Annotated in this window: 13 protein-coding genes; 5 read left to right on the top strand and 8 right to left on the bottom strand. The window is 58.7% G+C overall.

The genetic code is table 11. The features are described 5' to 3' along the window. Positions 1–359: 359 nt before the first annotated feature. The 6 genes from GT355_RS17450 to GT355_RS18415 form a co-directional block, all read right to left on the bottom strand. A complete protein-coding gene (locus GT355_RS17450) occupies positions 360–614 on the bottom strand; it encodes an IclR family transcriptional regulator domain-containing protein (protein WP_160135775.1) in 255 nt (84 codons plus the stop codon). Between the two features lie 226 nt (positions 615–840). Continuing rightward, entirely contained in the window at positions 841–2,028 is a 1,188-nt protein-coding gene (locus GT355_RS17445; protein ID WP_160135774.1) for an ABC transporter ATP-binding protein, read from the bottom strand. A 58-nt stretch (positions 2,029–2,086) separates the two neighbouring features. Next, entirely contained in the window at positions 2,087–3,031 is a 945-nt protein-coding gene (locus GT355_RS17440; RefSeq protein ID WP_160135778.1) for a carbohydrate ABC transporter permease, read from the bottom strand. Positions 3,032–3,085: 54 nt separating this feature from the next. Next, positions 3,086–4,072: a carbohydrate ABC transporter permease gene (locus GT355_RS17435; protein WP_160135777.1), complete on the bottom strand. Its 987-nt coding sequence runs from the start codon at positions 4,070–4,072 to the stop codon at positions 3,086–3,088. A gap of 19 nt (positions 4,073–4,091) precedes the next feature. Further along, entirely contained in the window at positions 4,092–5,426 is a 1,335-nt protein-coding gene (locus tag GT355_RS17430) for an ABC transporter substrate-binding protein (RefSeq protein WP_160135773.1), read from the bottom strand. Between the two features lie 335 nt (positions 5,427–5,761). Beyond that, positions 5,762–5,935, bottom strand: coding sequence for a hypothetical protein (locus GT355_RS18415; protein WP_240145889.1), 174 nt, complete (start codon positions 5,933–5,935; stop codon positions 5,762–5,764). Here GT355_RS18415 and GT355_RS17425 point away from each other — a divergent pair. Continuing rightward, complete coding sequence (locus tag GT355_RS17425) at positions 5,852–9,691, top strand: glycoside hydrolase family 97 N-terminal domain-containing protein (RefSeq protein WP_275690165.1); 3,840 nt, start codon at positions 5,852–5,854, stop codon at positions 9,689–9,691. The two genes, GT355_RS18415 and GT355_RS17425, sit on opposite strands and share 84 nt — an antisense overlap. A 235-nt stretch (positions 9,692–9,926) precedes the next feature. Further along, on the top strand, positions 9,927–10,202 hold the full coding sequence (locus GT355_RS17420) for a hypothetical protein (RefSeq protein ID WP_160135771.1): 276 nt from the start codon (positions 9,927–9,929) through the stop codon (positions 10,200–10,202). 129 nt (positions 10,203–10,331) lie between these two features. On the opposite strand, the gene GT355_RS17415 is transcribed toward GT355_RS17420, so the two are convergent. Then, complete coding sequence (locus GT355_RS17415; RefSeq protein WP_160135770.1) at positions 10,332–11,558, bottom strand: mandelate racemase/muconate lactonizing enzyme family protein; 1,227 nt, start codon at positions 11,556–11,558, stop codon at positions 10,332–10,334. A gap of 210 nt (positions 11,559–11,768) precedes the next feature. Here GT355_RS17415 and gfo6 point away from each other — a divergent pair, with 210 nt between their 5' ends. Beyond that, the gene (gene gfo6, locus GT355_RS17410) at positions 11,769–12,848 is read left to right on the top strand and encodes a D-xylose 1-dehydrogenase Gfo6 (protein ID WP_160135769.1); all 1,080 of its coding nucleotides are present in this window, start codon (positions 11,769–11,771) and stop codon (positions 12,846–12,848) included. A 665-nt stretch (positions 12,849–13,513) separates the two neighbouring features. On the opposite strand, the gene GT355_RS17405 is transcribed toward gfo6, so the two are convergent. Then, entirely contained in the window at positions 13,514–14,683 is a 1,170-nt protein-coding gene (locus tag GT355_RS17405) for a pyridoxal phosphate-dependent aminotransferase (RefSeq protein ID WP_160135768.1), read from the bottom strand. 312 nt (positions 14,684–14,995) lie between these two features. On the opposite strand from GT355_RS17405, the gene GT355_RS17400 reads away from it, so the two are divergent. Together GT355_RS17400 and GT355_RS17395 are read left to right on the top strand one after the other, a co-directional pair. After that, on the top strand, positions 14,996–16,066 hold the full coding sequence (locus GT355_RS17400) for an aminotransferase class I/II-fold pyridoxal phosphate-dependent enzyme (protein WP_160135767.1): 1,071 nt from the start codon (positions 14,996–14,998) through the stop codon (positions 16,064–16,066). 150 nt (positions 16,067–16,216) lie between these two features. Continuing rightward, complete coding sequence (locus tag GT355_RS17395; RefSeq protein ID WP_160135776.1) at positions 16,217–17,890, top strand: transposase; 1,674 nt, start codon at positions 16,217–16,219, stop codon at positions 17,888–17,890. The last annotated feature ends 457 nt before the right edge of the window (positions 17,891–18,347 follow it).

The following is an 18,347-nucleotide window of genomic DNA, read 5'->3' as shown; positions in this document are numbered from 1 at the left end:
ACTGCTGTAGCCGACAATACTTTGTAGCCATCCTATCCAATCAATGATGTATATGATCGAATCCATTCCAATAGGTAATGACAGTGGCTACAATGGAAAATTCCGGTCTGACCCTCAGTAGTTTTGGTACATGGTCGAATATCTAATTCCACATGTTGTTCTGTGATTCCGAATTGCCGTGGCCGACAACACTTTTAGCTATCCTATTCCATCAATGACGTATATGATCTAATCCATTCTACATATTAGGATATACAAAAAATCGAAAGGAATAAGTCTAATCTAAAGTAATTGTATAGAAACTAGTGAGGCAAACAATAACAAGATAGAACCAGCTCGTTCTGAATTACAAACTTCCCCTACTTGAGGAAACAGACGTTGAGCTCAATCTCATCTGTGAGACCAAGTATGAGGTCTGCAATCTCATGCTCTCGTGAATCGTTGCTCATCCAATGAGCAGGTTTCGCTACACTAATAGCACCGAAAACATCGTTACTATCGAGTATAGGAACACCAACTGCATCGAGACCCTCGATGTGCTCTTCTTTGTCAAAGGCGTAGCCTTGACTCTCAACTTGAGGCGACTCTTTAAGCAATATGTTGGGATCCCTCAAAATCGCCTAACAGGAATATTGGGTTCGGCGACGAGCTTCTCGGCATCTGTTTTGCAAGAGGTTAAAATAATAACAATAGTGCTCAATGGTAGCTGAGAAGCCTTCGCCTATTTTCCGCTTTTGTGGGGGTTTGTCATCTAACTAAGATGATACCACTGGATACAGGGAGTCGATCTGCGACATCAGTTAAAACAAATAAAATCGCTTCGGTAGAGGATCGCGAGCGCTACACCTGGGGTTCGACGAGCTCGGCGTTTTCGAGGCTCCGATTCCGGAGCGCCCGCCCTGTGTCGGCATCGAAGAGATGGATAGCCTCTTCGGGGATCCGCGCCACCGTGGGCTGACCCGCTTTGACGCGGCGAAGCCCACCGATGGTCGCCACAAACGTCCGCGACTCGGACTCGATATCGGCTTCGTTGAGGTCGAGTTCGGAAGTGTCGCCCTCGGTGCCCTCAAACGCGAGGTAGACGTTGTTGCCGCTCCCAACCGGCTCAACCACGTCCACCACTGTTCGGAAGTCATGGTCGTTCTCGGCCGTGTCGACGAGTTCGATGTCCTCGGGGCGGATCCCGAGGGTGATGTGGGTAGAATCGTCGAGTTTCTTCCGCACATCCTCCGAGAGCGGGTACTCGAAGTTGTCGTGGATGAGCCGGTCGCCTTGGAATTCGGTCTCGAAGAAGTTCATCGAGGGTTCGCCGATGAAACTCGCCACGAACTGGTTCGCGGGTTCGTGGTAGGCTTCGAGCGGCGTGGCGACCTGCTGGAGCGTCCCGTCATTGAGAATCGCGATCCGGTCGCCCATCGTCATCGCCTCGGTCTGGTCGTGGGTGACGTAGACGGTCGTGACCCCCAGGTCCTCCTGGATGCGCTGGAGTTCGGTCCGCATCTGGGCGCGGAGTTTGGCGTCGAGGTTCGAGAGCGGCTCGTCCATCAGGAAGACAGAGGGGTCGCGAACGATCGCGCGTCCGAGCGCGACGCGCTGTTGCTGGCCGCCGGAGAGCTCGCCGGGTTTGCGGTCGAGGAGGTCGCCGATACCCATCATGTGGGCCGCCTCCTCGACGCGCTCTTCGATCTCCGAATCGGGGAGGTCGGTCGACTCCTCCAGCCCGAAGCTCATGTTCTCTTGCACGGTCATGTGCGGGTAGAGTGCGTAGGACTGGAACACCATCGCGATGTCGCGGTCGGCCGGTTTGCGGTTGTTGATCGTCCTACCGTCGAGGCTGATGGTTCCCTCGGTCACCGATTCGAGCCCCGCGATCATCCGGAGGGTCGTGCTCTTCCCACAGCCCGAGGGACCGACGAGGACGATGAACTCGCCGTCGTCGATATCCATCGAGGCTTCGTCGACGGCGACGATGTCGTCGCCGCCGTCGTTGAACCGTTTCGTCACGTCCGTGAGCGTCAGTTTCGCCATCTATGTTCTCCTTGGAGGTCGTTTGCACGCGGTTGTTTTGTGTGTGTGGTTGTCATGGTCATGTTTGCCCCGCGACGCCCTGTGCGAACTGGTCGCCGAAGACGATGAACACCAGCAGCGTCGGGAGCGCGGTGAGGAACGCACCGGCCATCCGGAGGCCGAAGTTGATGCTCTCCATGCTCGCACCGATACCCACCAGCGAGAGCGTGACGGGCGCGGAGGGCCCGCCCGCCCCACCGATCAGGATCAGCGCGAACAGGAGGTCGTTCCAGATCTGCGTGAACTGGAAGATCAACACCACGGCGAACATCGGTCCCGACAGCGGCATGACCACGCGCCGGTAGATCCGGAAGACGCTCGCGCCATCGAGCCGCGCCGCCTCGATCATCTCGCCCGACAGCCCCATGTAGTAGCCTCGGAAGAGCACCGTGCAGATCGGGACTCCGTAGGCTGCGTGGGTCACGATCAGTTCGATGATGTCGGCGTGATACGGTTCCAGCAACGGTAGCGCCCACAGCGGCGAGAGCAGGCTTTCGAGGTTGACCATCGACCAGAACTGCGACAGCGGGACGAGAACGGCCTGGTAGGGGATGAACACGCCCGCCACAAACAGCAACAGGATCGGTAACTGGCCGCGCCAGCTCAACTGCGTGAGCCCGTAGGCCGCGATCGACCCGAGCGCCGCACACAGGATCGTCGCGGGGATCGTCAACAGCGCGCTGTTGACCATGCTCGGTCCGAGCAGATCAATGGCGTTGCGCCAGTTCTCGAGCGTGAAGCCGTCGGCACCGGGCGGGAGATACGGTGCGGTACTCCCGACCGACCCCGTCGTCTTGAACGAGGTCATGATCCCGGCCTCGATCGGCACAAGGAAGTAGATCGTGACCAGTGAGAGCACGGCGTAGAGTGCGATCCGCCAGCCGTCGACGTCGCCGAAGAAACCGCCCGAGCCCGAATCCGTGCTCGATTCCGTTCCGGCGTTGGCGACGCCGCCGTCGGTCATCACCTGATCGTCAGTCATCGATACACCCCGTCTGCGAAATCGTCGTCTCGAACATCATAGCTCACCGTTCCGGTACTGACCGTAGAGATACGGGGCGATCACGACGAGCGCGAGCGCGAACAACACGATCGCGATCGCCGAGCCGTACGCCCAGTTCTGGTCGGAGTAGGCCTCACGAACCATCAGGGTCGCGAGGATGTCGGCCCCGGCCGCGGGCCGATAGTTGCCGAACAGCGCGTAGAGGAAGTCGAACGCCTTCAGCGCCGCGATCATCAGGACTACGAGCGCGCTGATCAGCGAACCACGGAGCTGTGGGACGATCACGCGCCAATACATCTTGACCGCGCTCGCGCCGTCGATCCGGGCCGCCTCGAAGTGCTCGGTGGGGATAGTCTGGAGCCCCGCGAGGAAGACGACCATGGCGTAGCCGCTGAACTGCCAGATCATCGCGAATATCACCGCTCCCAACACCAGTTGCGGGTTGCCGATCCAATCGGGACGGACCCCGACCAGCCCGAGAACCGAGTTGATGATCCCGTTGTCGATGTTGTACATCCAGAGCCAAAGCTGGGCGGTCACGACGAACGAGAGGCTGAACGGTAGCAAGTAGAGCGTTCGGAAACCGTCCCGAAAGCGCCACGCTCGGTCAAGCAGGATGGCGAGTACGAGGCCGACCGCCACGCTGATCGTGGTAAAGCCGACCAGCAACACGACGGTGTTCCGGGTGGCGTCGATGAAAGCGGGGTCCTGGATCAACTCAGCGTACTGCTGGAGGTTCAAGACCGCGTACTCGGGGTCGCCGTAGCCCTCGGCGTCCGTTAGCGAGATCAGGAAGTTCCAACCAATCGCGCCGTAGACGAACAGCCCCATCAACAGGAACGGCGGGAGCCAGAACGGCAGCGAACCGAGGAAATCGCTACGACCTCGCGATTGAAGCCAGCCGCCGAAGCCGCTCGACGACCGGGTAACGGTGCCGCCGTCCGTCGCGACGTCATCGTTGCCGCGCCACCGCTCGCCCCGTCGACGAGCGGCGTCGATCATGTCGTTGAGTCGGGACACGTTAGTTCGAGGTGGCGTCGAGCATCCCCTGAGTGGCGTTGTCGAGGTTGCCAGAGCCGAGGAAGTCGTTGGTGATCACGCCGTCGATGTCGCTGTGGACGTCGGGGGTGACCGCCAGCCCGTGGGCGATCGTCGGGGGCTTGTTCTCAACGTTGCCGTAATCCTCGATCGTCTCGGTGAGATACGCGTCGAACTGGTCGGTTGGCGCGTCCGTCCGTGGCGGGATCGATCCCTTATACTGATTGAACGCGACTTGGGCCTTATTGGTGCCCACGAACGAGAGCCAGGTCTTGGCGACGTCGGAGCCGCCAGCCGGGAACGGGAACGAATCGAGGTGCATCCCGTACATGTTGTCGGTGCCCGGGAAGGAGACGTTGTCCCAGTCGTCACCGTAGTTGAAGTTCTGTTTGTTCCGGTAGGCACCAGCGACCCAGTTGCCGTTGTGCATGAAGGCGGCGTCGCCACTCATGATGAGTTCGTTCGCCTCGGTGAAGCTGATCGAGGAGGCGTCGTCGTTGATGTAGTTGTAGTACTGCTGGACCGTTTCGAGGGCGGAGCGGACGTCGTCCTCGTTCCCCTCACCGTTGACATAGTCCATGAACGACTGGTAACCCGCCTGCCCCTGCATCACGACCTCCCAGAGCTGGAGGGTGGTGAACGGAGCCTGGAGGCCCTTCGCGAACGGCACGGCGTCGGTGTTGTTCTGGATTTTCTTGAACGCCGGGATGAGGTCCTGTGGCTTCGAGAACGAACTCGGGTCGACCCCGGCCTCCTCGACGACCGAAACGTTGTAGAAGAGGTCGTTCATCCGGTGGGTGCCGAGCGGGACCGCCACGTAGGGACCGTCACCGATCGAATCGGGATCCTCACCGACCTGGGAGTAGGTCTTGGCCTCCGCCGAGAAGTTCTGTCGGAGGTCCTGGGTCCAGACGTCGCTCCCGATGTCCCCCAGCAAACCAGCCTCGGTGAACTGAATGAGGTTCTTGCCGGGCCAGTCCGCCCAGGAACTCGGGAGGTTCTCGTTCTGTGCCCGGTTCGAGATCGTCGTATCGAGGTTGGTGTTCCCGCCGCCGCCGATCGCTTGGAAGTCGGTGTTGACGTTGGGGTGTTCGTCTTTGAACGCCTTGATGAGGCTGTTGGCAGCCTTCTTGCCGTCACCGCCGGTCCAGCCGTGGAGCACGGTGAGCGTCTCCCCGCTGCCGCCGCCGTTGCCGCTGCTATTGTTCTCGCCGCTACCGCCACTGCCGTTGTTCCCCCCACTACCCCCGCTTCCGTTGCTTCCGTTACCGCTTCCGCTACTGTCGCTTCCTCCAGTACAACCGGCGAGCCCCGCCATGCCGGCTGTACTTGCAACAGTTGCTATCTGAAGGAACCGTCGTCTTTCGATGCGTCTGTTTGTGCTCGTCCGTGAGCTGGTTCTATCATCAACCATGCGAGTCCGTATGTTGCGTGATTATCTATTTACATATATCTTTCTAATGATGACGATTATGACTCAAAAATAGGATTTCAACGCGCACAATCGGTTAGGCAACCGCTCCAATGCTTACAAGCCGTCTTATCGATGTCAAGATCTGAGTTCAGCTAAGCTCTGGTTTGTTCACAGTGCAATGGGGTACTACAGAAAATATTATGTACATGGTCTGTTATTGGTGGCATATGCCGGACGAGTTAGGCAATAAAGAGGAAGTCGGTGCAGAGAAGGACGGACCAAATAACACGGTAATCGACCGGCGAAATTTCGTAGGTGGAGTAAGCGGGCTGATAGCCGCCGCAGCGTACACGGCAGGCGTACCAAAAGCTGTTGCCAACAAAATCGAGAACGACGACGACGGTGACGTGCACACAATTGCGTCCCCGGACGGAAGCATTGAAGTGACAGTGGACCTCGTCGACGGCCAGTTGACGTACGCAATGGCGTTCGACGGGAGAACCTACATCGATACGTCGTCGCTTGGATTCGACTTTCAGAACCAGTCAGCGTTCGGTGCCTCATCAGCGGGAACATCTGGAACAGCGATTGAGGTTACTGGTGCCGAACGACAATCAGAAACTGAAACATGGGATCCTGTCTGGGGCGAGTTTGAGAGCGTTTCCGCCGAGTATACTTCACTCGTACTCGGATTGGCTGAAACCGACGATCCGGGGCGAACGGCTAACGCGGAATTCCGCGTCTTCAACGACGGCGTTGGATTCAGATTCGCCCTCAGTGAAGACTTCGCTAGCAACAGTGACCGTGCGGTAATCACCTCGGAGAACACCCAGTTCGACTTCGCCGGGGACTATACCGCATGGTGGATGCGCAATGAAGTCACGAATCCCCGATTCGAACAAGAATACGAGCAAACACCGCTCAGTGCGATTCCGGGTGGAACCCGCGAGACCCGACCCACGGATACACTGCTCCGCAACGGGGCACACACTCCGCTAACTATGCGGACAGATGACGACGTCTACATGACCGTCCACGAGTCGAATCTCGATGACTACGCGGCAGCGACCATCGCGCCGCGTTCCGACGCCGGCGACACTGACTTCAGCATTGAGCTTACACCGCTACCCGACCGAACGAAGGTTTCGCTTGAACCCCCAAGTGTCACGCCATGGCGCACAGTACAGATCGGCCCGACCCCAGGCGCGCTCGTCGAATCACAGCTCGTTCCGCTTCTGAGCGACCCGCTCGACGAATCGGCGTTTCCCACCGTCGACGGCGACGTCGATACCGATTGGATCACCCCGCGAAAGTACGTCGGTATCTGGTGGATAATGATCGCCGGCGGGAACAACTGGGAGTACCGGCCCGACGACGCGTTCGATTCGCGGGAGGAAGCCGCGAGCTACATCCACGGCGCGCGGACCGAGCGGATGAAACGCTACATGACCTTCGCGAGCGAGAACGGGATCGACAGTGTGCTCGCGGAAGGTTGGAACGAGGGCTGGGACACCTATCCCGGAAACGGCCTCGGCTTCGAGTTCGGTGTTGACGATTCCTATCCCGACTTCGACGTCCGAGAGGTCACGTCGTTCGGCCAGAGTCTCGACGAGGAGGTAGAGATGACAATCCACAACGAGACGGCGGGCAACGTCCCGAACTATGAAGAAGAGATCCTAAACGACGACATCTTCAAGCAGTATGAAGAGGTCGGGATCCGCTCGATAAAGAATGGCTATGTCTCTGACCCGGGACTCGGTATCGACGGCGATGGCTCCGAACCGACGCACAACCAGCACAACCAGCTCGCGGTCAATCATCACAGGTTGGTCATCCGGAATGCGGCGGCGAACCGCCAGCTGCTTGAGATCCACGAGGGAATCAAGCCAACCGGCGAGATCAGAACCTACCCGAACGTTGCCGCCCGCGAGGTGGTGAAGGCCCAGGAGTACGACGGCTTCACCTACCTCGGCTCAGACGTCGACCGCGATCACCACGTCACGCTGCCGTTCACTCGAATGCTCGCAGGACCGACGAGCTATCAGCCAGGGATCTTCGACATCACGTTCAACGACAACCGCGGCGGTCAGATCCAGACGACACGAGCCAAACAGCTCGCGATGTACCCGAACTACCTCGGCGGGCTCCAGATGGCCGCCGACCGCATCGAGGCCTACGTTAACAACGAACTCGAAGTCGGGCAACTGGTTCAGGCCCCCTCGGGAGAACTCGACGGACTCATCACCCTCAACGACTGGCGAAACGCCTTCGGCGCGCACTTCGTCCCGCTGGATCCTTCACAATCCCCGTCGGGGTCCTCCGTCGAGTTCGTCGTGAAAGACGTCGAAACTGCCGGCCAGTACGACCTCCACCTCCGGTACGCGGCCGACGCGGAACAGAACGCGAGCCAAGTAGTCGACGCTGGAAAAACCCAGGCCACACTGCGCGTCAACGGTTCGGCAACGACCATCAGCCCCTCGTTCACCGACTACTGGGACGAGTGGGACGTGTTCACGACGACGGTCGATCTGGACGAAGGCGAGAATACGGTCGCGCTCGAACTCAACTACGAGGATTCGGATGGGGAGTTCACCGGCGACGTCGGCGGGTTCAACCTCAACACGGTCGCGGTGAGCGAAGCGGGTGCCGACTCGCCCGTCCCGGCAGCGTACGAGGGCTACACGCCGGAGAACGAGAACTTCGAGACGAAGCCCGAGTTCGCGTTCATCGAGGACGTTCCTGCCGCCGGCTGGGACGAGACGCGCGTCGTCGATTCGGCGGTCGCCGACTACATCGTCACCGCCCGGAAGAAGGACGAGGAGTGGTATCTCGGCGCGATGACCGACGAGAACGGCCGCGCGGTCGACGTGCCGCTCGACTTCCTCGCACCCGGCCGGTCGGGCGACGGCGATGACGACCATCCGGGGAACGGAAAGGGCCGAGGACGGGGTCGCGGAAAGGGAAAGCACGGCAACAACGGACGAAAAGGAGGGAAAGGCGAGCGTGGCCGTCCCCCCAACGGCCCGAAGTACGTCGCGGAGATCTATTCGGACGACGTCGGGGCCGGGGTCGATACGAACCCGACGGCGGTCCGGATCGACGGGGCGATCGTCACGCCGCGGACGACACTGCTCGCGTCGATGGCGCAGAGCGGCGGGACGGCCGTCAGGTTCCGCCGGGCGCGCGGCGAGGAGATCCGTGACCTGCCGGAGTACGAGTACCCCGAACAGGAGATCGACGTCTCGATAGGGAGCGAGGCGCAGTTCGGGGAGTCGTTCATCTCGGCGACGGGGTCGAACGACGCGGCGTTCGTCGGCGGAACGATAGTCGAGATCGAGGTGGATGGCGACGTCGAAGCCACCGACATCGTTCGTCTGCCACCGAATTCGACGGACGAGACGATCGCGCTTGGCTACTCCCTCAGCACCGCGGGCGAGTACGACGTCGTGGTCCGTGATTCGGACGGGTCGGTCCTCGCGTCGGGTACCGTGACGGTCGCGCCCGGCGAGGAAATCGCGACGTTCAGCGACCCGTCGGGCGACGACGCCGGGCCGGGCGCGTACGTCTACCCGACGAACGGGGCGTTCGAGGAGGGAGCGTTCGACCTCCGGTCGTTCGGGGTCTTCGAGACGGACACCGAGTACCTGTTCTCGTTCGAGGTGGCGAACCTCTACGACACGTTCGGCGGGTCGTTCTCGCCGCACTACTTCGTCGTCTACCTCCGCGATCCCGCGCTCTCCGGCGGTCGCACGACGACGCTCGACGACCTCGGCGTGACCGCCGAGTTCGAGGCCCCGTGGCAGTACCGGATCGGCGCGAGCGGGTTCGAGACCGGCGTGACCGACGCGGACGGGACGACCCTCGGGACGCCGGAGACGTTCGTCGACTTCGCGAGCAACACCGTCACCGTCCGGGTCCAGAAATCCCAACTCAGCGGGCTGGATAGCTCGAGCCTCGAAGTCGTGCCGATAGTCGGGTCCGAGGACACCGGAACCTTCCGACCCATCGGGATCGAGGCCGAACAGTACGTGTTCGGCGGGGCGAAGGAGGGCGCGGTCGAGAACGCCCCTCGGATCATTGACCTTCTCACACCATCCGATGTTGACCAAGCCGACGCGCTCGCGTACAGTAGCACGTCACTCGCAGAAATCCCGTTCACACAGATCTAAGGAACATTAGTTGGATTATCGACCTGAGCGGTACCGACGTGGTGGTCGGTAAGCATCTTTCGTTCCGAGTAGATGGCAACTCTTGCTCTCGGTCATACGTTCATCGTCGGTGTCGTTCGTAGTCACCTGCTGTCTTTCTCTGGAACTCTTTGGATGTATCTCGTGGTTCTACCAAGCATATCAGTGACGTCGAACCGGTTCCATAGTCGCTCTCGGGGAAGCATCGTGGACAGGGATGAGCTCCCTTCTGGTCCGCTTCCTTGAGCGTAATCATGACCTTGTCGATGTGAGGCTGGTAGGAGTCAAGGTTGTGATGCCAGCCGTATCCCGTTCCCTGTCGTTCTATGAAAACGTCTTCCTCGACGATTGTCGAGAACTCCTCTTCATCGATATTCCAAGCCAGCGTATGCTCGTAGGTCCTGAGGAATTCGCGCTATCGTTCATCACTGATCTGTGGACCACATTCGTCAACGATTTCAATGCCAGCAAGTGTCAGGCTATGCGACTGTAGAGTTATATCCGACGTAAGCGCAAGCCGAGCTTCGACCAGCACTCGTAACATCCCGACGTGGGATGCTCGATCTCTCGATGGTCACACTCACTACAATAGAGCCGCGCAACCGAATGACCAGAGTTACCATTAAGCGAAGAGGGTCTCACCCGCGACGAGGTGGTCGCCGACGGCATCGAGGTCGAGCGTAAGTCCCAGCCCGGGCTCGTCGGGGATCGGGAGTCGACCCGCCCCGAGCACCGACTCTTCGACCAGATCGCTCCACCAGCCGAGCTGGTAGGAGTGGTACTCAACTGCGAGCATGTTCGGGATCGCGGCCCCGACCTGCGCGCTCGCCATCGTCCCGATCGGCGAGGAAACGTTGTGCATCGCGAGCGGGATGTAGTAGTCGTCGGCCATGTTCCCGATCTTCATCCCCTCGCGCATCCCACCCACGCGTGGAATGTCGGGCGTGAGGATGTCGACCGCCTCGTTCTCGATCAGATGGCGGCTCCCGTGGGTCCGGTAGACGTTCTCGCCCGTTGCGACCGGCGTCGTGGTGGCCTGCGTGACTGTCCGCTGGACGTCGTGGTTCTCCGGCGGGACGGGGTCTTCGAGCCACCAAATCGGGTACTCTTCGAGCGCGTAAGAGAGGCGTTTCGCCCCGTCGGCGGTGTACGACCAGTGGCAGTCGAACGCCACCTCGGCACGGTCGCCGACTCGTTCGAGAACTTCGCGAACGATCGCCTCTTTGTGCTTGATGTCGCGCGGCGAGAGGTGACGGTTCGCGCGATCTTTCTCGTCGCCCGAGGGGACGTCGAGGTCGAACTTGATGGCATCGTAGCCGAGTTCGTCGACGACGCGTTCGGCTTCCTCGGCGTTCGAGGCGGGTTCGGCCTCGTTGCCGGCGTGACAGTCACAGTAGACCCTGACTTCGTCACGGTACTTCCCGCCGAGGAGCTGGTAGGCCGGGATCCCGAGGAGTTTGCCCGCGAGGTCGTGAAGCGCGATTTCGATCCCCGAGATCGAGGAGATCGCCTTGCCGGCGATCGAGCCCTCGCCCGACATCTTCTGGATGAGGTGTTCGTAGAGCCGGTCGATGTCGAGCGGGTTCTCGCCGATCAGGAACGGTCGCATTCGCTCGATGACCGCGGTCTCGCCCCCGCCCCAGTAGGCCTCGCCTGTACCGACGACGCCCGCGTCGGTGTAGACCCGCACGAGCACCCACGGGTAGTTGCCGTCGACCATCGCGGTCTGGACGTCGGTAATCTTGGCGTCACGGATCGAGGCGTCGTTCTTGATCCCCATCGAGTCGCCCGAGAGGTCCCGCATCGTGTACTCGGCGTTCGGGTCGCTGAGCTGTGTGTAGTCGACCATCGTCGGTGAAGTGTTCATCGGAGAGGGTTAAATACGAATCGAAGCTATCTTTATGGAAGACACGCACTAGTTATACTGAGACGAAGCGACTATCAAGCTGAATGTGTAATAAACTCAGCTAGTAAAGAACTCATCATCTGTCGCCGAAGAGGGCGGCATGGCTGTTCAATATCACGAACTCTTTTGTCGAGCGACGGATGTTATTTCTTCGTGTCATTCGTAGACTGGTTTGATGATTACGAGGACCGTGACTGGCAGACGACAACTGAAGGGACTGTCCGCTACGCCCTAGTCGGTCTTGGCTGGTGGACAACCGAGGTCGCAATGCCCGCGATTGCCGACTCGGAGTTCGGTGAGACCACAGTGTTAGTCAGTAGTTCGACCGAGAAGGCCGAGCAGGTCGCCGAGGAGAACGATGTCTCCCGAGGGATCACCAACGACGACTTCAAAGATGGCGAAGCGAGCGAGCATTACGACGCGGTTTACGTCTGTACCCCGAACGCCTACCACTTAGAGTACGTCGAGGCGGCCGCCGAACTCGACAAGGGCATCATCTGCGAGAAACCAATGGAAGCCAGCGTCGAGCGCGCCGAACGGATGGTCGAGGCCTGCGAGCACGGGGGTGTCCCGCTGATGATCGCCTACCGAATGCAGACCGAACCTGCGGTCAGGCGCGCCCGCGAACTCGTCGAATCGGGCTTCGTCGGCGAGCCGATGACCGTCTACGGCCACAACTCCCAGCCGCTGCTCGAAATGATCCCCGACCCCAACCAGTGGCGTCTTACCCCCGACCTCACCGGATATGGTACCTCCGTGATGGATTTAGGGATCTACTCGATCAACACCGCGCGCTACCTCCTCGACCGCGATCCGGTCGCCGTCCAGTCGATATTGGCGACCGAACACGAGGACTTCGAGGGACTCGACGACGAGCGCGCCGCGTTCATGCTTGACTTCGACGGCATCGAGATGGTCTCGACCGCCACCCAGAACGGCCAGACCGACTCCCAACTCACGATCACCGGCACCGAGGGACAGGTCGAGATCCGACCCGCCTTCCCCGGAACCTGTCGTCTCCACGTCAGGCGCGGCGACCAGTCGCTCGACTTCGACCGCGAGGAGTTCGGGGCCGTCGAGGAGATGCGCGAGGAGTTCGATTACTTCGCCGATCGCCTCCTCACCAGCACTCCAATCAAACCTGATGGCGAACACGGCCTCTTTGACCTCAAAATTGTAAGAGCAATTCACGAAGCCGCCAAGACTGATAGGTCAGTCGCTATCTCAGAATAGTCATATAATTGTTATTGGTAGGATTGAGTTAGATCTGTGCGCTGCTAACAACGTAAAATACAGCAATTTTATTTGGTTTTGCTCCACTGATTGTGGATGCTTTACAATAGGTAGAAACTACTATTTTATGTCCCAATCATTTTACTTCGCACTCACTATTCCATCACAGAAAACAATTCGATCTGGCGTGCAGTCGACCTCCTCGTATAGGTTGCTCTGACTGATGAATACGGACACGCGCCGATAATGACTGCTCAGAACGCACTGACGCTGTTGCAAAAGCGAACAAGCGTTGGGTAGTCATCCAGTAGTTGGGTCGAAAGCAGCAGGCCTGAGCCATGGCTCTATTCAGCAGGTCTTTCAGTTACGATTCCAGTCAAATAAGCAACTTGATTCGGCCACTCAATTTTTATTCGATAGTCATTCAATCTCTCTATTCCTCAGAGATCGTGCATCGCAGCCCCTCTATGCTTGGTGTAGTCTCATCTTCCAAACCATAGCGGAAGTTGAGACTAGCACTCTCAATGCATAGGGCCACTATTTCGCCGGAAGATGGTTGTGAGTCTTGATTGATACAGTCCGGTTTCCTCGATGTCAACGGGCTAAGCACACAACGAAGTCGGTAGCGCAGGCACCGGACTGTTGAGACGGTCTTTCGCAGGTCATTACCACCAGCGATTCTCACACAGGCGCTCTATCGCTTCATCAAGGGTCGATTCGTTTCGCGAGAACGTGAACCGGATCCAGTCTGCCTCGGCGTCCGGGTCAGTGTAGAAACTGCTGCCGGGCACAGCGGCGACGCCCGCTTCACGGATGAGTCGGTAGCAGAACTCGATATCGTTCTCGTTGGTCGGATAGCGTGTCATCATGTAGTAGGCACCGTCGGGTTTGATGGGATCGAGACCCGCCTCGCATAGCCCCTCGTAGAGCCGGTCACGCCGACTCTCATAGGCGTCCGCGAGGTCCGTGTAGTAGGAGTCGGGGAGCGAAAGCGCCTCGACGCCCGCTCGCTGGAACGGTGTCGGCGCGCAGATCGTCGCGTAGTCGTGGACTTTCCGAAGCTCCTTCGAGAGATACTCCGGCGCGAGACAGAAGCCGACGCGCCAGCCGGTGACGCTGAACGTCTTCGACATCCCGGTGCAGACAACCGTTCGGTCGGCGAGGTCACCGACCTCAATAGGGCTGAGGTAGTTCTCATCGTAGACGATGTGCTCGTAGATCTCGTCAGTGAGCAGGATCAGGTCGTGTTCGAAGACGATATCCTCGATGCGCTTGAGTTCTTCCCGAGTGAAGACTTTCCCAGTCGGATTCATCGGCGTGTTGAGGACGAGAATCCGGGCATCTTCGGCCGCCGCTTCGAGTCGATTGTAGTCGAGTTCGAGGCTGTCCGTGATGTCGAGTGGGATAGCCGTCGCGCCGGCGAACTGACTGGCCGGAATATAACTCTCGTAGACCGGCTCGAAGTAGATCACTTCGTCACCCTTCTCAGCAAGGGCGAGCATCGTCGACATGATCGCTTCGCTGGTGCCAGTCGTGATCGTTACCTCGGTCTCGGGGTCGTACTCGACGCTTTTCCACTCCGCGTACTGCTCCGAAACCGCGTCCCTGAGGTCCGGTAGCCCCCACGTGATCGTGTACTGGCTCTCGGTACTGATTGCGTTTTTGGCGGCTTTCTCGACTGTGTCTGGTGTCTCGCCCGCGTCGGGGATGCCCTGCGAGAGGTTGATCGCGTCCTGCTGCAATGCTTCCCGCGTCATTTCGCGGATCACCGACTCGGCGACGCCAGACGTCCGATCGGCTCCGACGATATCCTCCGGGAGGGAGCGATCAGTCATGGTCGCCCCCACACAGTTACATTCGTCAGCGTGGCTCTATTCGCAGTGTGACGAGTGAAGCGCATTATACTACTTTCATGAATAGGTGTGATTAAGTGTTGTCTCATCAGCTTGGTTCTCACCGGCACGCCACCCAGACGCCCTCGGCAAGCGTTGCGCGTCCGCCGTCGTTAGTGGTGGCCTCTTCTTCGTCGAATACTCCCGCCTTTTCACGGCGAGCGCAGTTCGTACTGGTTGCCATATATGGAGAGATGACGACATCGCGTCGGCTAACACAGTGCATATATGATTCTGCGATGCGGATAGCGTCGTATGGAACTCCCGCCTTTTGAACTCGAACGCTGGCTTGACGAATACGAGTCAGATGCTGACCTGATGCTGGCTGAAAGCGGTGTCCGGAGTCTTCCTGCTGACCGCTTCGATCTCAATGTAGGAGAGCTCGGTTACGTTATTCCGACTGACGGCTCACCAGAGTTCCGGGCGAAGATCGCCGAGCGTTACAGTCGTAGTCCGGAAGAGGTCGTTCTCACGTGTGGGACACAGGAGGCGGACTATCTCACGTTCATGTCACTCCTGAGCGAGGACGACCACAGCGTCGTTATCTCACCGACGTATCAGTCTCTCAAGAGCGTACCCGCTGCAATCGGGGATGTGACCTCCGTCCCTTCTGAGCCTCCAAACTGGGAACTCCCGGTCGATGCCGTAGCGGAGGCGATACAGCCGGAGACGCAACTTGTGGTCCTCACGAACCCAAGTAATCCGACGGGGAAGTACCTTGATCCGGAGACGATGGACGCACTCTATGACCTCGTGGCAGAGAACGATGCCTATCTCCTCGTCGACGAGATCTACCGGATGCTGGCCGACGACCCACACCCACCAGCAGCATCCCTCGGCCCACGAGCCATCTCGACCGCTGGCGTGTCGAAGTCGTACGGTCTTGCGGGTGCACGTCTCGGCTGGGTCGTGGCGGATACGGATGTCGCGAATACGGTTCGGAAATGGAAGGACTACACGACGATTTCACCGCCACTCATAGGTCACCACATCGCACAGCAAGCACTCGGCGAGCAAGAATCCGAGATTCTGGAGGCGAATCGCGCTCACGCGAAGGCAAACCGCGAGCGTGTCGCCGAGTTCGCTGACCGCTACGATCTCGACTGGTTCGAGCCGACGGGCGTCAACGGCTTCCTAACCGTTCCTGACGGGTTCGATAACGGGAAAGAGTTCTGCCGCACGCTGTTTGAGGAAGAAAGCGTGGTCCTTGCACCTGGTGATGTCTTCGGGTATCCGAATCGCTTCCGCATCGGATTCGGCCTCCACACGGACGAGCTCAAAGAAGGTCTTGAGCGAGTTGGTCGACACATCGAACAGTACATCTGATACTCGAGTTGGCGAACGATCGATTTGTTGGTTCAGGCTGAATCGACTGGAGAGCACGAACGTTCGGCTATGTTGACAGCCGAGAATACGCTCACGCTGATAAATTGCTTCTTGCCTGTAACCCTCGGGTTCAAAGATAGCGAAGGAAGAATGCCACCAACCCAAGCATCTCGGCGCGAGGTTTTCCGAGGGATTGCTACAAGCTCCTACCGTGAGTGGCCTGCTTACAATTCAACTCCGCTGTACAACCGGAGTTCGCTCGAGGGACTCGAAGAAGATATCCGAACGGTCACAAGAGTTTGGTTCGAGCACGATGCTCACGAATCGGTCGAGAGTTTCGTGTGTTGTCTCCCGCTGGCGTACGTCAACTTCGAAGTCCACGACCACTATTCGGGATCGACACACTACGAAATGGAGCAGTTAGTACGTGCCTTCCTGCTGAAAGAACTCCACAGCTGGGAGCACGAGAGCGCGCTCGTCGAGTACCTTCACCGGTGTTCGTCGGTTCGAGAGCGCCTCGGTTTCGAGAGTGTGCCTGACCAGTCGACGCTGTGGCGAACGTGGCATCGTCGTTTCGTACCCGAACTCAGAGAGACGATCGAAACAGCGGCAAGATCGATTCTCATTCAGGCGCATAGGGCCGGCGTTTCTGTCCCCCGCCAGCCACCGGAGCGGTCGTCTCGAAGAGAGCAATCTAACGACGAAACACCTACTCAACAGGAGAGACTCGCTCGCGCTGAAGACATTACAGAGCAGATGAGCGAGATCGTTCATCCAGCATTCTCGTTGGATCGTGCCAAGGGCTGTGAGATACACACGAATGCCTTCTGGGAGCTCCAGACCTATCTCGGGCTTCGTGAAAACCTCGCGGCTAATGAAGGCGCACACAGCTTTCTCTACGAGTCTAATCGAGAACGGACACCCCTCGGGCACAACCATCGAGCACATCTACGCGACCTCTCTATCAGCGAAATTCGCGAGATGTATCGGGAGGCGGTGAAGCGGATGGTCGATCGATCGAGCGAAACAGATACGTTTCATCGCGCTGGGCTGGTCGCTATCGATATTACCGAAGAGGACCCGTTCACTGGTGATCGGGAGGGCCACGAAGACGAGATCATCGGGACGAAGGAAAGCACTGATGAGTACGCCTATCAGTGGGCGACAGTCCAGTTAGTCGGCAACGCAGTTCCACTAGTTCTGGACGCCCGACCAGTCAGAAAAGGCGAAACCCGCCAAGAGGTCGTTGAGGACCTGCTGGATAGCGCTCAGAGTCTGCTCCACGTTGATGGAGTGCTGATGGATCGGGAGTTCGATAGCCAACAGCTTCTTGAATCGGTCTCCCAGCGAGGACTAACATACGTTGTTCCCAAGCGGATGTACACGAGCGAGAAGGCTCAAGCGAAGCGGCTACTCAGGCGCGGTCAGGACTACTACACTGCCGATCGGAAACTCCACCTCGGGAAGAACGAGTGGCACGAGACTACCTTCGTCTACAAGCGCAACCCGAACTCAGATCGAACGGACTACGGACAGTATGCAGTGTTCCTGACGAACGCTCCAGCCGGAGCAGTTCGTGAGTACAGTTACCGCTGGGAGATCGAGAGCGGGTACAAATCGATCAAGCGATTCATGGCTGCAACCACCTCGAAAAACTTCGTGCTGCGGTTCTTCTACTTCACCTTCGCCTGTCTGCTGTACTCCATTTGGCGGGCAGTCGATCTGCTCATACAGGTCGCTCTGACGGGCGAATACGAACGCTCGCCGATAGTGACGGCACAGAACACGCTCACACTGTTGCAGAAGCAGACGGGCATCGGATAGCACTCAGTAGTTCGGTCGAAAGCCGGGGTTTGAGCCACAGCTCTCTCCAGCATGCCTTTCAAATGGAATTCTAATCACACCATCAACATGAATCGGCCGCCCACCCCCGATTCGGCGATTACCTGATCCTCACAATTCCTCAGTCATCGCGCATTACAGCCCCTCTATACCTGCTGTAGTCTCATCTTCCAAACCATAGAGTTACATATCCCAGTATGTGGTTTACGGGTTCGAATTCAGACGACACAAGGCATCAGGAGACTGGTATCGATGGAATCAGGCTCGACCGTAATTACTCGTGCTTAGACTAATAAGGACCAGTAAACTTACCCACCACCCCGCCCTCTGCCACAGCCAACACGATGACAATAGCCAGAACCCGGGTTACGCGGGCTGAGAACTGCATTGGAGCCAGTGAATGGAGAGGTGTGTAGCGTGGTTCGTATCGATGCGGTCA

This window comes from Halococcus salsus (genome assembly GCF_009900715.1).
Taxonomy (GTDB): Archaea; Halobacteriota; Halobacteria; order Halobacteriales; family Halococcaceae; genus Halococcus; species Halococcus salsus.
This window is presented reverse-complemented; position numbering and strand designations above follow the sequence as displayed.

Excerpts from the sequence above, each read along its gene's own strand:
- GT355_RS17440 (WP_160135778.1), bottom strand. The coding sequence starts at position 3,031 with ATGACCGACGGCGGCGTCGCCAACGCCGGAACGGAATCGAGCACGGAT.
- GT355_RS17445 (WP_160135774.1), bottom strand. The coding sequence starts at position 2,028 with ATGGCGAAACTGACGCTCACGGACGTGACGAAACGGTTCAACGACGGC.
- GT355_RS17420 (WP_160135771.1), top strand. The coding sequence starts at position 9,927 with ATGAGCTCCCTTCTGGTCCGCTTCCTTGAGCGTAATCATGACCTTGTC.
- GT355_RS17435 (WP_160135777.1), bottom strand. The coding sequence starts at position 4,072 with ATGATCGACGCCGCTCGTCGACGGGGCGAGCGGTGGCGCGGCAACGAT.
- GT355_RS17415 (WP_160135770.1), bottom strand. The coding sequence starts at position 11,558 with ATGGTCGACTACACACAGCTCAGCGACCCGAACGCCGAGTACACGATG.
- GT355_RS17395 (WP_160135776.1), top strand. The coding sequence starts at position 16,217 with ATGCCACCAACCCAAGCATCTCGGCGCGAGGTTTTCCGAGGGATTGCT.
- GT355_RS17405 (WP_160135768.1), bottom strand. The coding sequence starts at position 14,683 with ATGACTGATCGCTCCCTCCCGGAGGATATCGTCGGAGCCGATCGGACG.
- GT355_RS17430 (WP_160135773.1), bottom strand. The coding sequence starts at position 5,426 with ATGGCGGGGCTCGCCGGTTGTACTGGAGGAAGCGACAGTAGCGGAAGC.
- GT355_RS17400 (WP_160135767.1), top strand. The coding sequence starts at position 14,996 with ATGGAACTCCCGCCTTTTGAACTCGAACGCTGGCTTGACGAATACGAG.